A 17800-nucleotide genomic window follows, 5' to 3' on the forward strand; every position below is an offset into this window, starting at 1 on the left:
CATTTTTATTATTTACACTACATTACTATTCTAACAGAATATGCGAAATAACAAAATTTATTCAAAAACCACAATCTTTACGAAAACAGCGTTTCGATTAATTTCTCCGTCGACATGTCGGTCCGATCCATCCCCCCAGCTCTTTAACCATCTCGATCGCCACGATCGGCCGGCCTTCCTGATTCTCGATCCGCTTGCTGACACATGGCCGAAATCCCATCTTCGTATAAAACAACAGCGCTCTCGTATTCGGATTATGGCAGTAAAGCTTCATTGTACGCATGCCTTGCTCTTCCCGGGCTTTCTTCATCATCGTATCGAGCAGAAAAGCGGCAACGCCTTGGCCCCGATGATCCGGCGATACCATGACGTTCCCCAGCCAGCAGGACGACGGCTCCACGTTCAAATCGTAGAGGTTCGCGTAGGCGATCGGGCGGTTTGCAGCGTCGATCACGACCGTGTGACTCGCCCGCTCGGCAGATCTCGCCAGCAGTTGATCGGGCGTTAACGGATAAACGAATTTGGGACCGATATAAAAAAGCTCCTCCGCCGATTGCGGAAACGAACTGATGACGCCCAGATCGGCGTTCGTTACCGTTCGATGCGCGAGTTCGGATTTCATTGGTGGCACCTCCCCGTTGTCTAGCGATATCCTGCATTCGTCGAATCGAATGGAATAGCAGCCGGCTTCTCCCAGAAAATCCGTTCGGGTCAAGTCCCGCTCGCCCAGAAGCTTGCGATAGCTCGTTATCGTTCCGTCATGCGTCACGATAAACGCCCGATTAGCCCTCTGCGTCCCGAGCCGCCGGATGAACGACCGGCCCCGCTGCTCGAATCGGGATTCCTCCGTTTCATTGATGCCTTCCGTCCATAGCCCCCCATTTGCCGTGTCCAACGCGATGAAACTCGAATCGTATGCCGCAACTTCTTCGAGCATCAAGTGCTCGTCGCAGACGAATGTTTTCCATTCGGGCTTATAGGGGAATATGCGGGGGCCGACTAGCGGAGTGATGAATTTCCGGGGCCGCTCGATCCCTTCCGTCAGCAGGTTCGCCGTCTCGATCGTTCGGACGGTGGGACTGATGATCAATAGCTCCCGATCGCTAAAGGCAAAAAGTCCTCTTAAGAGGCTCACTTGACGCCTTCCTTCGGCCGTCAAACGGGGATGCGCCATGTTCAGACGGTCGGGCACAGGCAAATTATGCTCTCCCTGGCCGTGCCGGATAAAGACGATTTCCATCAAACCGCCCCTTTTACCCCATTTAAGCACCGGCGGTAAAAACGCAAGCGGACCGCCGTTCATTGCACGGCCGCTTCCCGGTCCCGATCGTTCATTTCCTTCAGTTCGTGTTATCCTTCGTTTTCCAATCCGTCTATTTTCCGTTCCCGTTCGTTTCAATCCAGCAGTTCCTTCAGATAAAATTTCCGATTCTCGAGAAACCTCCGGCTGATTCGATAGTGTTCCGTCTCTTCATATTCGATCAGGCCGATCGGCTGCGCGTCGAAATTGTAAATGTCCGCCTCCGGGTACCCCAGCAAAATCGGGGAATGCGTCGCGATGATAAGCTGGGCTTTCCGCTGCAGCTTGTGGAGAATGCTGAGAAAAGCCAATTGCCGGGCCGGCGACAGCGCGGCTTCGGGTTCGTCCAAGAGATAAATGCCGCTGCGGCCGAACCGGTGCCGGAACAGGGCGAGGAACGACTCGCCGTGGGATTGCTCGTGAAGCGATCGGCCGCCGTAGGCCTCATAAACGCCGGGGTCCTCCCTCGCGACCTCGTCGATATGATTGGCGAATTGGAAGAACGATTCCGCACGCAGAAAAAAACCGCTGTTCACCTTGGGCAGCCAAGACAACCGAATGTAATCGCCGAGCCAGGCTTCCGACGAAGCCAGTTCGTAGTAGTTGTTCCGTCCGCCTCCGCCCGTGTGGAACCCGCACTGATAGGCGATCGCTTCCAGCAGGGTGGACTTTCCCGAACCGTTCTCGCCGACGAAAAACGTCACGTTCTTGCGAAACGGCAGCGACTCCAGGCTGCGAAGCGACGGAATGTTGAAAGGATACCGGTCCGGCGACGTTATTTTCTCCCTTAGCAGCTTCACTTCCCGCAAATACATGTCAATCGCACCCGTTTCGGCTTGGCCGCCAAGACGACGAGGAGTCCGATCATCCCATTTCCTCCTCCAACGCTTCGTTGAGCAGCACCATATGGATGTGGTCCTCCCACTTCCCGTTGATCCGCAAATACTTTCTCGCCAAGCCTTCGGGACGAAATCCGAGCTTCTCGACGACTTTCAAGGAGGCGGCGTTGCGCGGCATGATGTTGGCTTCGATCCGATGCAGCTTCAGCTCTTCGAAGGCGTAACGGACGATGCACGCGACGCCTTCCGTCATGTAGCCTTTGCTCACCTCTTCATGATCCAGGCGATAGCCGAGATGACAAGATTGGAACGCGCCCCTGACGATGTTGTTCAGGGCGATGGAGCCGATGATGTGCCCGGGCTCTCCCCGCTTGTACATCCAGAACTTGGCGAGCTGCCCGGCTTCCATCTGAAGAAGATCTCCCGCGATTAAATCCCGCTGCGTCTCCAGCGTGAAAAAATCCGGCGACCGGGCCGGCTCCCACTCCTGGAGGAACGCTTGGTTTCGGAGCATGTAGTCCAGCACCTGGCCGGCTTTGGACCGGTCCGCGGGCTGCAGCACAAGCCTTTCCGTATGTAAAATGGCGAACAATTCGAATTCCTCCTCTCGGAAAATAAAGACAGCTACGCGATTCGCAGCTGTCTTCGTTCGTAAGTCTTGTTGTCAGAAAGCGAACAATTCGGTGGACAGATAGCGTTCGCCCGTGTCCGGGAGCAGCACGACGATCGTCTTGCCCTTGTTCTCGGGGCGCTTCGCCAGTTGCAGCGCGGCATAAGTAGCGGCTCCCGAGGAGATGCCGACGAGCAAGCCTTCATTGCGCGCGAGCGAACGGGCCGTCTCGAAGGCTTCCTCGTTCTTCACCGTGACAATCTCGTCGACAACTTGCCGGTTGAAGTTGTCCGGCACGAAGCCGGCGCCGATGCCTTGAATTTTGTGCGGACCCTTCGTTCCGCCGGACAGCACCGGGGAATCGTGCGGCTCGACGGCGACGATGCGGATCGAGCTTTTGCGCTGCTTCAGCACTTCGCCCACGCCGGAGATCGTGCCTCCCGTGCCGACGCCGCCGACGAACAGATCCACTTCACCGCCGGTGTCCCGCCAGATTTCTTCCGCCGTCGTTTTCCGATGGATGTCCGGGTTCGCCGGGTTGCGGAATTGCTGCGGAATGTACGAATTCGGCGTCTCCGCCGCGATCTCCTCCGCTTTCCGGATGGCGCCGGCCATCCCTTCGATAGCGGGCGTCAGCACGAGCTCGGCGCCGAGCGCGAGCAGCAGCTTGCGCCGCTCGATGCTGAAGCTCTCCGGCAGCGTAATGATCAGCTTGTATCCGAGCGCCGCCGCGGCAAAGGCGAGCCCGACGCCCGTGTTGCCGCTCGTCGGCTCGATCAGCACCGTATCCTTGTTGATGATCCCCTTTTCTTCCGCATCCTTGATCATGCCGTAGCCGATGCGGTCTTTGACGCTACCCGCCGGGTTGAAATATTCCAGCTTCGCGACGATTCTCGCTTCCAGCCCGTTCAGCCGGTTGAAGTTGGACAGCTCCAGAAGCGGCGTATTCCCGATCAATTCCGTCAAATTTTTGGCAATTCTGGTCATGTTGCGGCTGCAGCCTCCGTTATTGTTGAAATTCCACTCCTACAGTTGGCAATTAAAACTCTAACATGCCCGAGAGCCAAAAACAAATCGGCCCGGTTCCGGCAAGGAAGGAGAACGAACCGCCGGCACCGAAGGAAGTGTTCAGGAACTTGCCGCTTATCCTTAACGAAGCCGGAGGGAAGAGCATGACGATCGTCGACGAATGCTTTCAAGCTGCACAAGCAGGAGACGCCGAAAGGCTGAAGGCGCTGTTAAAAGCGGACCCGGGTTTGGCCAACGCCGAAAATAGCGACGGGCTCACGCTGCTGGGCTACGCGGCGCATTTCGGCCACAGAGACGCCGTGCTGGCACTGCTCGACAGCGGCGCGGACGTCAACGCGATCTCGCATTCCAAAATCGCGTATATCCCGTCCAATACGGCGCTGCACGCCGCCCTCGCCGGAGAACGGAACGCGGACGTCATTCGGCTGCTGCTCGAACGCGGAGCCAGAACCGATCTGCTCGACAGCAACGGCCATACGTGTCTGCATACGGCCGCCTATCACGACGATCTGGTCGAGACGATCCGGATGCTCATCGCGTTCGGCGCGGACGTCCGCGCGACGTCCGGGAGCGGAGAGACGGCGTTGTCGCTGGCCGAGAAGCAAGGCAATCGCCGAGTTGCCGCTCTGCTTCGCGAGCACGGAGCAGGCCTGGTGTGAACGGAACCTTACGGGCTTCGCTGCTCTTCCCGGTCAAAGAACGCTTCGCGTTCGACTTTGGCGACCCGAAGCCCGTAGCGTTCGTACCATTCGGAGCGGCCTTTCTGCTGCGCGATCCGATGCAGGGCGTGATTTTTCCAGTTGCGGATCGCCTCCTCCGATTCCCAGAACGACACGGTTATGCCGTTGCCGTTCACGTCCCTGACGCTTTCCACGCCCAGAAAACCAGGCTGTTCCTTGGCCAGCTCCTCCATCTTGTTGCCCATGGCGTCGTAGCCGTTGTCGCCTTCCGTCCGTTCCGAACTAAAAATGACGACGTAGTAGGGCGGTTCCGGCGTTTTCGCGATAAAGCCCAATTCAAATTCCTCCTCTGCGAGCTTTTAAGCCTTTGTCAGCCACCGAAAAGAACATCAAGAACGGTGCCCAGCTTCTTCCGACACCTCGTACAAGCGCTCCTTGCAAACCGGGCACCTGCCGTTCGCGATCTCGACATCGTGCCGGCAATAGGGACATTCCATCGCCGAACCCCCTTTTCCGCGATCCGGGATCTACAAGCTCAACGAGTATTTCAGGAAAACGCGATCGAGCTCGTAGCCGTTTTTCTCGTACAGCCGCTGCGCCTTCTCGTTGGTCGTGGCCGTCGTCAGCTCGATCCGCTTGGCCTTCGTCAGAACGGCATACCGTTTGGCCGCGTTCAGAAGACCTTCTCCGATCCGCTGGCCGCGGTAAGTCTCCCGAACGAACAAGTCATTCAAAATCCAGATGCGCCGCATCGAGACCGAGGAGAACGAAGGATACAGCTGGACGAAGCCCGCCGCTTCCTCTCCCGCTTCGGCAATGAAAATGACCGATTCGTTGTGCTCGAACCGGTTCCAGAGAAACGCTCTAGCCCCGTCCAAATCCGATTCCGATTCGTAGAAAACGCGATATTCGTCGAAAAGCGCGGCCAGCGACTCCAAGTCCTCGATCGTCGCCTGCCGGATTCGAACGTTCGTCATCGTTCCCGCCTCTTTTCACTTGTTCTAGTTCGCTTTTTCGTCATGGGTTTCTCTATGGATCCTGTTGGGCCAGTCGAACGCTTGGAATTCCATCGCGACTGCGGCGATCAAGAGAAGCAATCCTATCGCCATCAGGACGATGGCGACAATAAACGGGGCCCGTGCCATTACGGCGCTTAAGGCCGTCGAAAATTTGCCCGGCGGATCGCTCCAGCCGGTCATCGCCGGGACGTAATTCGCCACCGCCAGCATGACGAAGCCGAGCAGCAGCGACCCCGAGATGAGCAAAGCGGAGCCCGCCGTCAACAGCGTTCGGATCAAATGCGCTTCCTCCTTGTCGGTATGCCTCGAAAACGCCCAATAAAACCAATATACCATTCATCCCCATGAATGGTAACGATCTTTTAACAGAAAGCTTCGCCCCGAATCGCTTCGACGCAGCGGCGGAAGCCTTCCTCCGCCAGAGCCGGATCGTATCGGCCGCCGAATGGATTCATCTATCCGTGCCCGGCATCTACCGCTTCAAAGGAGACGCCGCGCTTGCTCCCGAGCGCATCGGTCGTCTCCAAGGTCAAGTACGGCCGCTCGTCCCTGGAAAAAAACAAACGGGTCGGACAACGGGGCGTTACGTCCATATAGCTGCGGATTCTCGAACCGTAAAAGCCGATCGCGCCGTCCAGCTCCGCACCCCCGCTGCAAAGCCAAGCCACCGTCGCCCCGATGCTGAACCCGACCGCGTAAATCCGCCGCGCCTTCGGGCGGTTCGTTCGGATGACCGCGGCCGCCTCCGACGCTGCGCTTTCGAACCCGGGACGACGACGGCGATCCCTTCCGCTTGCAGCCTTCGTTCATAGAAGCGGATATGATCGTTGACTCCGTAAATTTCATGCAGCAAAACGACCAGCGCTTCCGGCGCAGGTCCGTTCTTCGTTCGTTCCATCCGCATTCCGCCCATGCTCCTATCCCCTTCTGTCAGACTAACAAGAAAAAACGATTGCATCGTCCTCGAACGACGAAGAAGCTTTGCATCCGGGGAGTTCGTTCCCGGCCCTTCTGCATCCCGCGAAGCAGCCGATCGCTCTTACGGACACAGCGTCCGCTATCTGCCGAAAAAACTACATGATCTGAACGCTATCGGACCGACGATCCGTTATCGGCCTGTTTTCCTTCGAATGGAGCCCCCTATCAAGCAAATAAGGGATCGACGGTCCGCTGGTACTCCCCGCTTGGCTTCGGACGGCGAAATAACGGATCGACGGGCCGTTAAGCTCCAATAGCTCCAAGCTAAGCTGCCATGGAAATATAAAAACGCGTCCGGCTTGCGATGCGCGGGTTCGACCGTCGTCATGCAACGCCACAGACGCGCTGGACACTGTTCGCCGTACGAAAAAGCCAACGCCGATAAACGACGTTGAGCTCCGCTCGTACATGATCATCTATTTTGCTTCATTGCAAGAAAAAATCATAATCCGGTAAGAGACGTGCTCATCGCTTCGGCGCCGCTTTCGACAACGCGGCCAACGTGTCGTCCAACCCGGCGAAAGCTTTGCCGATGGCGTTTGTTTTCTCGTTCAGCCAAGCGGCGTATTCTTCATGGCGGGACGCCTGCTCTCTCAACGCGCGTCCGAGCACTTCGGCGTTCGGACCTCCGCGCAGCCGCCGGACTTCCACGAAATGGTCGGGGTCGAGCGCTTGCGTCAACTGCGATTGCGTCAGCAGCAGCGTTCTTCCGAGCTCGCTTCGGGCGGCTTCGTTCAAAGCTTCCAACGTAAGCCCTTCGATCGAGGCGTTCCGCTCCGTCAGAGCGGCCACGACCCGGCTGACGATGCGGTGGGCGGTGCGGAACGACAGCCGCTCCGTTCGCACGAGCGTATCGGCCAGCTCGGTTACCGGCGCGAAGCTGCTGCGCGCACGCCGCCGAAGAAGCTCCGCGTCGACCTCCACTGTGTCGATCACTTTTGACAGCAGCCGGTAGACGGACTCCAAGGTGCCGAGGCTTTTCCAGGCGTAGGGCTGCATATCGTCTTCCGTATCCACTATATCGCCGAACGGCGTGTTGTGAATCATGTTCAGCACAGTCGCGGCATCGCCGGCCGCGCTGGAGAGCAGGGAGCGCGCGTGTTCGATCGACACCGGATTGCGCTTCTGCGGCATGATCGAACTGATCTGCACATACGGCGCCGCCACGCGCAGCACGCCGAACTCCTGCGTGGACCAGAGCAGCAAATCCTGAACGAAGCGGCCCAAATTAATGGCGGCAAGCTGTACGGCCGCTGCGGTCTCGCCGACGTAATCGGCGCCGCTGACCGCGTCGTACGCATTCTCGATCACCTCGTCGAAAGCCAGCAGCTCCGCCACCCGCTCCCGGCTGACCGCGAATCCGGACGTCGCAAGCGCCGCCGCGCCGAGACTGCTTCGATTGCAGTTGGCGAACGCGGCGCGCAGCCGCTTCAGATCCCGCTCCAGCGAATCGCCGACCGCGGCGGTATAATGGCCGAGCGTCGTAGGCTGCGCCTGCTGCGTATGCGTGTGAGCGACCATCAGCGTTCCGGCGTGCCGGGCGGCGAAGTCGAGCAAGCTCCCGTGCAGCCGCAGCGCGGACCGGATAGTTGTCAACAGCTTGTCGCGAAGCGCGATCCGGTAGATGGCGATGCCCATATCGTTGCGGCTGCGCGCCAAATGCAAATTGCCGGCCGCTTCGCCGGCGAGCGCGAGCAGCTCATGCTCCACTTCGAAAAACAAGTCCTCGAATTGCCCCGTATAGACGGAATTCCTCCATCGTTCCGGATCCAGCCCGCGTAACGCCTCCGCAATTCGAACCGCTTCTTCCTCCCGAATAAGGCCTTGCTCGAACAGCATGATCAAATGCGCTTTGTCGACGGCCAGCATCGGTCCGAGCAGCTCTCGCTTGGCCTGGTTGTAAGCGGGCTCCAGCACCGCCTCCGCGTAGGTTTTGCCCGGAAACGACGTTCCCTCCGGCTCCGCATCGCCCCATCGTCTCGTCAACGTCTTCTCCTCCCGTCGTCCCGTCGTCGTTTTGCACCGGTTTGCTCCCAAGCTAGTCTACGCAAGCTCACGCCGTACGGAACGGCTCCCCGATAGAACAAAACCGGAGCTCCGCTTATACGGGTCTCCGGTTTTCCGGTAGAATCGAAGCAAAAAAACGCATCATTCCGCTTGGAATTTAACCGAATCATAGCACAGCCATCGCATGAAAGCAACTGTGCGCCTCCTGCGATCGAGCGCGGAAAGCCGCTTCCGCCCTTTTGAGCCCTCTCGATCAAAAAAATTCGTCCAGCAAAATATAAAACTCGACTTTGCCCGGATCGAACTCGGGAAGACCATACGTTGCGGCGAAAAGGGGCGCATAATCGCCCAATCCGTTATGACGCAAGCTGCGAACGGCAAGCGCCAGGTCCTGATACCGGTCGGCGATTCCCGCTCCGGCCCAGTCGATAAATCCGCTTCGTCTCCCGTCGCGGACGAGGAAATTTGGCATACAGTAATCCCCATGCGTAAAAACGAGGTCTTCGTCGACTGGCGCTTGCTCTTCCAGAAGCCGAAGCAGCTCGAAGGGCGAGCGCCCCCGGTACGCTTCCTCGAAATCTTCCGAGTCGACGAGACCGCTCTCGGCGCGTATTCGGGCTTCATCCATTTTCACCCTTAGTCTCCGATCGAACGGACAGTCCGCCGCGCTTACCGAATGAACGGCTTTGAGCCCTTCGGCGTACAAGCGGACCAGCCGTTCCGGGTCCCGCATCAAGGCGTCGCTGGCGCCGTGTTCGCCTTCGATCTCGGACATGAGCAGGCAACGCCCCCCTCCCGCTCGCCATAGTAGAGAACTTCCGGCACGGGAAGCTTGCCTTGCAGCCAGTCCAAAAAAGCAGCCGTTTCATTTCCATCGGCTCTCCTCCTTAACGAGTCTTCAGTTGGCCCAGAAGACGAGCGACTTCCGGTCCGCCTCCGCGCCCAGCTCCCGAAGCTGCCGTCCCGCTTCCGTCGACGCGACCGGCTGACCGTTCCACGACTCGATGACGACCTTGACCATGCCCTGGCGGCGCAGCAGCGAGTACAGCGCCGTCTTAAGCATCGCCGCCTGCTTCGCGGGCGAATCGGAATCGGAAGGGGAAGTGTCCCCGCCCCTATTCAGCGTATAGATTCTGCGGCCGTTGTTCTCGATCCAGAACGTGCAGCGGCCGCCCTGCAAAATCAAATAATTGCCCGGCTTGCGGGAGAACGAGGCGCCGCCGGACGAGTCGGGCCAACCGACGAGCAGCCCGTACGGATTGGCGGGGTCGGCCGCGGACAGGACGGTGACGGCGTCCCCTTCGGGTGCGTTCAGCGGCTGACGGACGGCCTCGGCCAGCTCACGCGTCGTAAATTGCAACGACGGATCGCCCTCGATGTAAACGCCGCGAACGACCGCTCCCCATTCCTCCAGCCGCTTCAGCACGGGGTAGAAATCGTCCCACGCAAACGGCGAGACGGCCGTGACGAGGTCCTTGTTCACCAGCCCGAAGCTTTGAAGCAAGTGATGCGCCCAATGGACGGCCGCTTGCTCCATCCCCTTGCCGCCGCCCGGCTCGCCCCCCGCTTCCGCTTCGTCCGCCAGCGTTCCCGTCCAATACCAGCGGCCGAAGCCGGACCCGGTCTTGTCCGTTCCTTTCCGCGTTTTGGCGACCTGGGACAGCCGCAGCGGCGCGAACTGGTCGTTCGAGACGCGGCCTTCCCAGACGAGATCGAGCAAGTCCGGAAGCAGCTCGGACGGAAGCTTGCCTTCCTCCCGGCTCAGCTTCGTCAGGAAGTTGGCGCCGCCGCTCTGCAGCCTTTCCAGCAGCCGGGGATGCTTCGTCTCCGCTCGGTCCCGGGCCGTTACATACGGGGCGTAAAGCGCTTTGGACTCCGCGAGGAAGAAGGCGACCCTCCCTTCCTTGTCGCCTTCCTCCTTCTTGCCGAGCCAGATCACCTCGCCCGATGCGCAGAGCAGGTCCAGATCCTCCTTCCGGTAACGGCTCATCCGGGAAGGGAACAGAATCGTCTCCCAATGCGACAGCGGCGCGAACAAGCCTTGCATTCTCTCGATGACGAGCCGCAAGCCTTCCGTCCCCTGCAGTTGCCTGCCTTGCAGCGCATGCTGCATCATGGCGATCTGCCCGCACCAGCGGGCCGGATCGGCCGGACGCGCCTCCCTTCTCACTTCGCGGATGGACAGACGGATGAGACGCGAGGCGACGTTCGCGCTCGTCCAGATCCGCTCCTTCTCGTCCGCGGCATGCGGTGCGCGCTCGATCCGCCCGCTCGCCAGCATCTCGTCCGCAATCCTGCGAGCGTCCGCGAACGTCAGCTGCGGATAGCGCTCGCACAGCTCCGGCTCGGTAAAGCTGAGCACGTGCTCGACGTAGCGCCCGACGACGAACGCTACGGAATCCGGCGACTCCGGGAACGAGGCGTAGACCGGCCGTTCGTCGGCGCAGATCCAGCGGTATTCCCCGTCCCCCGTCAGATCGACGGGGACCGCCCGACCGCTCTCCCGCAGCTCTTCCAGCCAGCCGAGCGCCGGACCGCCGCCGGCCAGCTTGCCCAGCTCTTCGGCGGTCATGTCGCCGCGCTCCTTGAGCAGACGATAGAGCTCGTCGGCGTTGCGGGGCTTCCGCTCCGGTTCGGCCAGCCTGCGGCTCTCCTCCCGGACGACCTCGGGCCGGACGGCGCCGGTAAGCTTGTCTTCGCCGAACAACTGCCCGGCCAGCTCCTTGCTCGCGTTCAGCAGCTGCAGCCGGATCGTCTCGTCCACGCCTTCTCCTTCGTATATGCGCATGTTCACGTACTCGGCGATAAACTGGGCCGCGAACGGCGACGGGTGCGGCGTCTCCCGGACGACAAGCTCTATGTCCCCGTCCCGGATTTGTTCAAGGACGCGCTTCAATGCCGCGTAGTCCAAATAATCGTACAGGCATTCCTTCATCGCCTCGCGCAAATACGGGAAACGCTCCGCGAACGGCAGCGCCGAGCGGAGCAGCTCTTCGCCGCGCAGCCTCTTCTGCCAGAGCGGCGTTCGCTTGAAGCTTCGCGACAGCAACAGCGACGTCTCGGCGATGCGCCGGAACGCGAGCGCCAGCAGCGGCGACCCCGTAACCGCCTCCGTCAGCAGCTCCTCCAGGTTGGCCGGCGTGACGAGGCGAATCGCCTGCAGCCAAGAGGCGTCCCATTCCGGCAGCACGAATTCGATGCCGCCATCCTTGGCGTTGCCGTACAGCCGATACGGCAGCAGCTTCTCGAACTGCCGCTCGATGGCGAGCTGCCAGGCGCGGTTCGCCTGCCGGCCCAAATAATTGTGCACGATCACATGCGTCTGGTTCATAACGTCGCGGTAATATTCGACGATCATGCGCTTGTCCGTCGGCAGCCCGCAGAACCGCTGCTGCGCATGCGCAAACGCGGCGAGCTGGCTTCCCGACTCCCGGTCCATGCCGAAGCCGGCGCTCAGCCACTCGAGCGTCTCCTCCAGCGCATCGCGATCTTGCTCGCCTTCGGTCTCTTCCAGGCGAAGGCGCTCGCCCAGCTCCCGCATAAAGGCGCCGACCCGGACGCCCAGCGCATGGGATCGGCCGCCCGCCTCGTTCCGCCAGAACGGCACCTCGCTGAATCGGTTGGCGGCTTCGGAGACGTACACCCGGTCCTGCCGGATCTCCCGGATCATCCAGGAGCTCGTGCCGAGCTGGAACACGTCCCCCACCCGGCTCTCCTGGATGAACTCTTCGTCCAGCTCGCCCAGATGGACGCGGCTGTCGATGTGATGGACGGGATAATTGCCGCTTTGCGGAATCGTGCCCGCCCCGGTTACGGCCGCCATCGCCGTATTGGCGCGCTTCGTCAGCAGATCCCGCTCCCGATCCCAGTCTACGAGCGGACGCACGAACGGGTACAGCCCCGCGAGCACCTGCAAAATTTCTTCGAGCCGTTCCCGGGAAAAGGAATAGTAGTTCTCGCTTCGCGCGATCAGCCGATGGAGGCGATCGACCCGCCACTCGCCTTCGGAGACGATGCCCACGATCTGCTGCGACAGCACGTCCATCGCGTCGTACGGAATCCGGATCTCCTCGATGTCGCGGTCCGCGATCTGCCGGCTGAGCACCGCGATCTCGGGAAGCGGTCCCTTCGAGCGCGCCAGAATGACGCCGCGGCTGGCTTCGCCGACGGCGTGCCCCGCGCGGCCGATGCGCTGGATGCCCCCGGCCGCGCTGAGCGGCGAGTCGATCTGGATGACCAGATCGACGTGTCCGACGTCGATGCCGAGCTCCAGCGACGACGTCGCCACGATGCAGCGCAGGCGGCCTTCCTTGAGCAGGCGCTCGACTTCGAGCCGCCGCTCGCGCGACACGCTGCCGTGGTGCGACCGGGCCAGCTCATAGCCGACGTGGTCGTTGAGACGCAAGCAGAGACGTTCGCACAGGCGGCGGCTGTTGACGAAGATGAGCACCGACCGGGAGCCCTCCATCAGCTGCAGGATCCGGTCGAGCAGCGGCAGCCAGACCCCTTCCCTCGTCTGGACGGGACGGCTCTGGTCGGGCATCGTCACGGAGACGGCCAGCTTCTTGCTCATCCGGCTCTCGACGATGGCGACGGGCCTCGGCCGGTAGCCCAGCGGATGCGCCGGAGATCCGCCCGGCTCCGCCTCGGTCGCCGCGCCGCTTATGACGCCGGGCTGCGCCGGCGACTCACCCGGCGCCAGCACGGCATTCGCCGCCTTCTCTTCGCCCCCCTCGCGCCCGGCCTTCCCGCCGGCCGGTTCCTCCCAGCCGCCGAGGAAGCGCGCCACCCGCTCGAGCGGCTTCTGCGTCGCGGACACGCCGATCCGCTGAACCGGCCGGCCGCAGGCTTCCTCGAGCCGTTCGAGCGACAAGGCCAAATGCGCGCCTCGCTTCCCCGCCGCCAGATCGTGGATTTCGTCCACGATCGCCTGCCGGACGGTGCGCAGCATGGCGCGCCCTTTGTCCGAGGCGAGCAGCAGAAAGAGCGATTCCGGCGTCGTCACGAGCACGTCCGGCGGACGCCGCAGCATCGCGCTGCGCTGGCTCGGGCTCGTATCGCCCGTCCGCACGGCGCTGCGGATGCCCGGCCAATCGCGGCCTTCGGCCGCCGCGCGCGCCTCAAGCTCGTCGACGAACTGAAGCACGTGATGGTGGATATCGTTGTTGAGCGCCTTAAGCGGCGTAATATAGAGCACGCGCACGCCAGGTTCGGATGACGCGGACTTGGCGATGCCGTCCAGGCAAGGCAGCAGCGCGGCCAGCGTCTTCCCCGAGCCGGTCGGCGCGGCGATCAGCGTATGGCGGCCGTCCTGGATGCTCTTCCAGGCTTTGAGCTGCACGTCGGTCGGCTCCCCGAACGCATCCGCGAACCAGTCGGCCAGCAGCGGATGGAACGACCGCAGAGAGACGGATGGCACTTGCATCGCTCCTTTCTTCCCTTAGAATCCTGCAAACTAATCTTCGGGCTCCAAATCCTTTATCATGCAGACGATCCGTCCCGCTTCGCGGCAACCGACGCCTAGATGGAACGCATAGCTGTCCTCGTTGCCGACGTAAAGATCGGAGCCCATCTGCTTGCAGCCTTTGACCCTCGCCCATCGTTCCCCGGCGTCCAGCAGCGCTCTCGAGATTCCTTGCCTCCGGCATTCCGGCGACACGTAAACCCCTTCGACATAACCGACGGGACCGTCGCCGTCCGAGCCTTCGACGTAATCCGTCCGGATGCTGAGCAGCGCAAATCCGACGCAGCGGCCGTCCTGCACGGCCAAGAAACCTTTCCACTTGTCCGAAGCGAGCCATTCGGCCGCCGCTTTCTTCATCGCCCCCGGGGCTTTCTCCGGCCATAGCGCCAACGCCAGCTCGGTCAGCTCATCGAGCCTTGCCGCGTCGGCGGCGACGACGGCTGCCTTCGGCTTTTCCAGCGCCATAGGTTTTTACGCCTCCTCCGACTCGCCCGTGAGCAGCCATTCGCCCGCGATGCCGGGCGTCGTCATCTGCACGGGATCGAGAATGACGGCCATCTCCTCCGGCGTGAGCAGGTGCCGCTCCAGAATCAGCTCCCGGACCGGCGTCCCCGTCCGAAGCGCCTCCTTGACGAGTTGGGCCGCCACCTCGTAGCCCAGATGAGGGTTGAGCGCGGTGACGATGCCGAAGCTGTCGCGAACGTACGACTCGCAGCGCTCGCGGTTCGCCTCCAGCCCCTCGAGGGCGAAGCGGATAAACACGTCGACGGCGTTGCGCAAAATTTTGAGCGATTGCAGCAGGTTGAAGGCGAGTACCGGACCCATGACGTTGAGCTCGAATTGCCCGGCTTCGGATGCGAGGCATATCGTGTGGTCGTTGCCGATCACCTGGAAGGCCGTCTGGTTAACGACTTCGGCCATAACGGGATTCACCTTGCCCGGCATGATCGACGACCCGGGCTGCCTCGGCGGCAGCGCGATCTCGCTCAGGCCCGTGCGCGGACCCGAAGCCATCAGGCGGATGTCGTTGCAAATTTTCGACAGGTTTACCGCGCACACTTTGAGCGACGCGGACAGCTCCGTGTAAGCGTCCGTGTTCTGGGTCGCGTCGACGAGATTGTCCGCGGCATGCAGCGGAATGCCCAGTTCCTCCGCCATGAGCCGGACGACTTCGTCGATATACGCGGGCTTGGCGTTAAGGCCGGTGCCGACGGCCGTCGCGCCCATGTTGACCGCGAGCAGTTGGTCCGCCGCCCGGGCGATGCGCCCGATGTCTCTCCCCGTTACCGCCGCGTAAGCTCCGAATTCTTGTCCCAGCCGGATCGGAACCGCGTCCTGCAGATGGGTGCGGCCCATTTTGACGACGTCGTCGAACGCCTCGGCTTTGCGCTGGAACGCCGACTGCAGATTGCCCAGCGTGCCGAGCAGCGATTGCGCCAGCCCGAAGGCGGCGATCCGGATGGCCGTCGGAATGACGTCGTTCGTCGATTGCGACATGTTGACGTGATTGTTCGGATTGCAGTGGAAATATTCGCCTTTCTTATGCCCCATGATTTCCAGCGCCCGGTTCGCGAGCACTTCGTTCATGTTCATGTTGATCGAGGTGCCGGCTCCGCCCTGAATGGAGTCGACGATGAACTGGTCGGCGAGCGCGCCGCCGGCGACTTCCTCCGCCGCCCGGACGATCGCGTCCGCAATCGGCGCCCGGAGCAGCTTCGTCTTCCGGTTCGCCAGCGCGGCCGCCTTCTTCACATGGGCGAGCGCCCGGATCAGCTCAGGATGAACGGGAACCCCGGTAATCGGGAAATTTTCCACCGCCCGCAACGTCTGGATGCCGTAGTACGCTTCTTCGGGCACGTTTTTCTCTCCGAGGAAATCCTTCTCGACTCTGAACGCCATGCGCAACTCCTCCTTGGATGCAACCCTTGAACCTTCCTCTATTATAGTGGAAAAGGGTCCCAGATTCGATGTCCCGTTGCCCTATCCGACCGATTCGTCCGAACCGGCGCGACAAGAAGCGGCCCGTCCCTATGAAGGAACGGGCCGCTTCTGCCGCCTGATCGGGTGAACATTTTGCCCCGGCTCAATAAGCCGTCCAGCCGCCGTCGGCCGTGACGACCGTGCCGTTCAAGAAGGCGCCCATGCCGAACGGATCCGGCGCGTTGATGGACGTGCCGATGTTCGTTGCGACCGCGCCCGGCGCGATGGCGTTGCAGCGGATGCCGGATTTGGCGTATTGGAAGCCCACGTTCTTCGTCAAGCCGACGATGCCGTGCTTGGCCGCGGTATAGGCCGCGCCGGCCCGCGAGCCGAATTGTTCGACGGCCGTGTCGATCATGTTCGCGACGTCCGCTTCCTTGGTAACGTTGGCGACGACGCCGACCGCCAGTCCGCCGGAGGCGCGAATCTCGCTTCATTCGAATCATCCTCTCGGATTAAGTTCCGGGAGCGCCGTGCCGCCTCTTCGACGACACGGTGTCGCCTCTTCGTCCAGTGTAAGACGCGATCCGACGCACTTCAACGGCACTCGCATCCGGATCGGCCGATAGACGACATGAGCTTCGAATGTGTAAACGAAAAGTGATCCGCCGCCCTACCCCCAAGCGTTCGTCAACCGCAGAACGTCCAGCAGGCGGATGTGCCGCGTCTGTTCATGGAACAAAAAGTCGCCCTCGGCGCGGTCGACGAAGAGCACGCCGTCCAGATGATCCAGTTCGTGCTGAATGCAGCGGGCCAGATAGCCTTCGCCTTCGAGCTCGAACGTCTGTTCTTCCGGTCGAAGCTCCGGACCCGGACGTATTGCGCGCGCTTGACGAAGCCCGCGTACCCCGGGAACGACAGGCAGGCTTCCGTCCCGTCACGGCGTTCCGCAGGTGGCGGACCGCCTGCACGAGCGGCTGTGCCAAACGCTGCTGAGCGCGCTGGTCCGCATCCAGCCGTTGCCCCGGGAACTCGATCTGCACGTCTATGCGCATTGGATTATGGGCGGCGCGATCAGCCTGTTCAAATATTGGCTGAGCAACGACTTGAATCTGTCCGACGCGTTCATTATCGATCAGCTTCGCAAAATGTCGGCGGCGTCAGCCCAAGCTCTGCGCTGACGCCGCCGCTTCGCGCGGAAGGCTTAACGCGTAGCATTTAATGAGCGTCTCGCCGAGCGAAATGTCCTTGTCTTCGACGCGCCGAAACCCGAATCGCTCGTATAGCCGGATGGCGGAAGCCATCATGTCGTTCGTATGCAGATAGAGCGATTCCGCGCCCCGCTCCTTCGCGCGGCGAATGCTCTCGCGGAGAAGCGTCGTGGCGACGCCTTGACCGCGGGCATCCGGCGACACCGCCAAGAAGCGGACGATCGGGGAGCGGATCGCAAGCTCGGGCGCGCCGTAAGCCGTTGCCGAATCCGCGAACAGCAGCAAGCTGCCGACGATCTCTCCTTCCTCCGTCTCCGCAACGATCCGCGCGATCGGCTCTCCTTCGTACGCGGATGCGCGCAGTTCCTCCGCGTACGCCTGCCATCGGCCGGCAGCGGCGAGTTGCGGCTCGTATTCGGCGTACGCCAGCAGCGTCAGCCGCGAGATCGCGTCCCGATCCCGCTCCTCGGCTTCGCGAACGACCAGTTTCGTTTTTTCGCCCACACGTTTCACGCTCCCTCTGCTTTATTAAACGGAAACAATGTATCATTCTTCAAAGCCCGACGTCAATCGCCCGTTCGGCCATCATTGGCCGCCGATCGGGTCGGCCTAAAGCAACGAATCTTAGCGGATTTCGCCGCTTCACGTGAAACATCCGGCCTTCTGGGGAAAGGGATCGAAAGGGCTTGGCCGAGGCACAGGCAGCAGCGCCTTCGGCGTCTTCGGACTAGCTTATTGTAGGG

16 protein-coding genes and 2 pseudogenes are annotated in these 17800 nt (G+C 61.4%); 2 read left to right on the forward strand and 16 right to left on the reverse strand.

Annotation, left to right across the window (positions count from 1 at the left end; translation table 11 throughout):
* Nucleotides 1-97: 97 nt before the first annotated feature.
* The 4 genes from G485_RS28440 to cysK all read right to left on the reverse strand — a co-directional run bounded on the left by G485_RS28440 (nucleotide 98) and on the right by cysK (nucleotide 3736).
* Complete coding sequence (locus G485_RS28440; RefSeq protein ID WP_051318279.1) at nucleotides 98-1240, reverse strand: GNAT family N-acetyltransferase; 1143 nt, start codon at nucleotides 1238-1240, stop codon at nucleotides 98-100.
* A 155-nt stretch (nucleotides 1241-1395) separates the two neighbouring features.
* Nucleotides 1396-2115 (reverse strand): AAA family ATPase, encoded by a 720-nt coding sequence (locus G485_RS0113905; RefSeq protein WP_027093053.1) that lies wholly within the window; start codon nucleotides 2113-2115, stop codon nucleotides 1396-1398.
* Nucleotides 2116-2164: 49 nt separating this feature from the next.
* Nucleotides 2165-2731: a GNAT family N-acetyltransferase gene (locus G485_RS0113910; protein WP_027093054.1), complete on the reverse strand. Its 567-nt coding sequence runs from the start codon at nucleotides 2729-2731 to the stop codon at nucleotides 2165-2167.
* 72 nt (nucleotides 2732-2803) lie between these two features.
* Nucleotides 2804-3736, reverse strand: a complete 933-nt coding sequence (gene cysK, locus G485_RS0113915) for a cysteine synthase A (protein WP_027093055.1) — start codon at nucleotides 3734-3736, stop codon at nucleotides 2804-2806.
* Between the two features lie 185 nt (nucleotides 3737-3921).
* Between cysK and G485_RS0113920 the strand changes: the two genes are divergently transcribed.
* Nucleotides 3922-4437 (forward strand): ankyrin repeat domain-containing protein, encoded by a 516-nt coding sequence (locus G485_RS0113920; RefSeq protein ID WP_035156272.1) that lies wholly within the window; start codon nucleotides 3922-3924, stop codon nucleotides 4435-4437.
* 8 nt (nucleotides 4438-4445) lie between these two features.
* Here G485_RS0113920 and G485_RS0113925 read toward each other — a convergent pair whose 3' ends face one another.
* From G485_RS0113925 to G485_RS29140, 11 genes and pseudogenes are all read right to left on the reverse strand, one after another.
* A complete protein-coding gene (locus G485_RS0113925) occupies nucleotides 4446-4793 on the reverse strand; it encodes an antibiotic biosynthesis monooxygenase family protein (RefSeq protein ID WP_027093057.1) in 348 nt (115 codons plus the stop codon).
* Nucleotides 4794-4985: 192 nt separating this feature from the next.
* Nucleotides 4986-5435, reverse strand: coding sequence for a GNAT family N-acetyltransferase (locus G485_RS0113930; protein ID WP_027093058.1), 450 nt, complete (start codon nucleotides 5433-5435; stop codon nucleotides 4986-4988).
* 24 nt (nucleotides 5436-5459) lie between these two features.
* Entirely contained in the window at nucleotides 5460-5756 is a 297-nt protein-coding gene (locus G485_RS26520) for a hypothetical protein (protein WP_205620151.1), read from the reverse strand.
* A 176-nt stretch (nucleotides 5757-5932) separates the two neighbouring features.
* Complete coding sequence (locus G485_RS29965) at nucleotides 5933-6208, reverse strand: dienelactone hydrolase family protein (protein ID WP_156922353.1); 276 nt, start codon at nucleotides 6206-6208, stop codon at nucleotides 5933-5935.
* A 712-nt stretch (nucleotides 6209-6920) separates the two neighbouring features.
* On the reverse strand, nucleotides 6921-8441 hold the full coding sequence (gene argH / locus G485_RS0113950; RefSeq protein ID WP_027093060.1) for an argininosuccinate lyase: 1521 nt from the start codon (nucleotides 8439-8441) through the stop codon (nucleotides 6921-6923).
* Nucleotides 8442-8715: 274 nt separating this feature from the next.
* Nucleotides 8716-9309, reverse strand: a complete 594-nt coding sequence (locus G485_RS26525) for an APH(3') family aminoglycoside O-phosphotransferase (RefSeq protein ID WP_338027755.1) — start codon at nucleotides 9307-9309, stop codon at nucleotides 8716-8718.
* Between the two features lie 51 nt (nucleotides 9310-9360).
* Nucleotides 9361-13887, reverse strand: coding sequence for a DEAD/DEAH box helicase (locus G485_RS0113960; RefSeq protein ID WP_035156254.1), 4527 nt, complete (start codon nucleotides 13885-13887; stop codon nucleotides 9361-9363).
* A gap of 30 nt (nucleotides 13888-13917) precedes the next feature.
* Complete coding sequence (locus G485_RS0113965) at nucleotides 13918-14391, reverse strand: GNAT family N-acetyltransferase (protein ID WP_051318281.1); 474 nt, start codon at nucleotides 14389-14391, stop codon at nucleotides 13918-13920.
* Nucleotides 14392-14397: 6 nt separating this feature from the next.
* Nucleotides 14398-15825, reverse strand: a complete 1428-nt coding sequence (gene aspA, locus G485_RS0113970; protein WP_027093063.1) for an aspartate ammonia-lyase — start codon at nucleotides 15823-15825, stop codon at nucleotides 14398-14400.
* 184 nt (nucleotides 15826-16009) lie between these two features.
* Nucleotides 16010-16240, reverse strand: a pseudogene (locus G485_RS26530) (SDR family NAD(P)-dependent oxidoreductase); the annotation flags it as partial.
* A gap of 369 nt (nucleotides 16241-16609) precedes the next feature.
* Nucleotides 16610-16782, reverse strand: a pseudogene (locus tag G485_RS29140) (peptide deformylase); the annotation flags it as partial.
* Between the two features lie 17 nt (nucleotides 16783-16799).
* On the opposite strand from G485_RS29140, the gene G485_RS0113985 reads away from it, so the two are divergent.
* Nucleotides 16800-17027 (forward strand): hypothetical protein, encoded by a 228-nt coding sequence (locus G485_RS0113985; RefSeq protein WP_027093065.1) that lies wholly within the window; start codon nucleotides 16800-16802, stop codon nucleotides 17025-17027.
* On the opposite strand, the gene G485_RS0113990 is transcribed toward G485_RS0113985, so the two are convergent.
* On the reverse strand, nucleotides 17007-17561 hold the full coding sequence (locus G485_RS0113990; protein WP_027093066.1) for a GNAT family N-acetyltransferase: 555 nt from the start codon (nucleotides 17559-17561) through the stop codon (nucleotides 17007-17009). The genes G485_RS0113985 and G485_RS0113990 overlap by 21 nt on opposite strands.
* Nucleotides 17562-17800: the final 239 nt, after the last annotated feature.

Origin of the sequence: Cohnella thermotolerans DSM 17683 (assembly GCF_000429825.1) — a bacterium.
GTDB lineage: Bacteria > Bacillota > Bacilli > Paenibacillales > Paenibacillaceae > Cohnella > Cohnella thermotolerans.

What these genes read in the sequence shown, in the direction of transcription:
- G485_RS0113960 (WP_035156254.1), bottom strand. Translation starts at nt 13,887, where the DNA reads ATGCAAGTGCCATCCGTCTCTCTGCGGTCGTTCCATCCGCTGCTGGCC.
- aspA (WP_027093063.1), bottom strand. Translation starts at nt 15,825, where the DNA reads ATGGCGTTCAGAGTCGAGAAGGATTTCCTCGGAGAGAAAAACGTGCCC.
- cysK (WP_027093055.1), bottom strand. Translation starts at nt 3,736, where the DNA reads ATGACCAGAATTGCCAAAAATTTGACGGAATTGATCGGGAATACGCCG.
- G485_RS0113920 (WP_035156272.1), top strand. Translation starts at nt 3,922, where the DNA reads ATGACGATCGTCGACGAATGCTTTCAAGCTGCACAAGCAGGAGACGCC.
- G485_RS0113965 (WP_051318281.1), bottom strand. Translation starts at nt 14,391, where the DNA reads ATGGCGCTGGAAAAGCCGAAGGCAGCCGTCGTCGCCGCCGACGCGGCA.
- G485_RS28440 (WP_051318279.1), bottom strand. Translation starts at nt 1,240, where the DNA reads ATGGAAATCGTCTTTATCCGGCACGGCCAGGGAGAGCATAATTTGCCT.
- G485_RS0113930 (WP_027093058.1), bottom strand. Translation starts at nt 5,435, where the DNA reads ATGACGAACGTTCGAATCCGGCAGGCGACGATCGAGGACTTGGAGTCG.
- G485_RS0113905 (WP_027093053.1), bottom strand. Translation starts at nt 2,115, where the DNA reads ATGTATTTGCGGGAAGTGAAGCTGCTAAGGGAGAAAATAACGTCGCCG.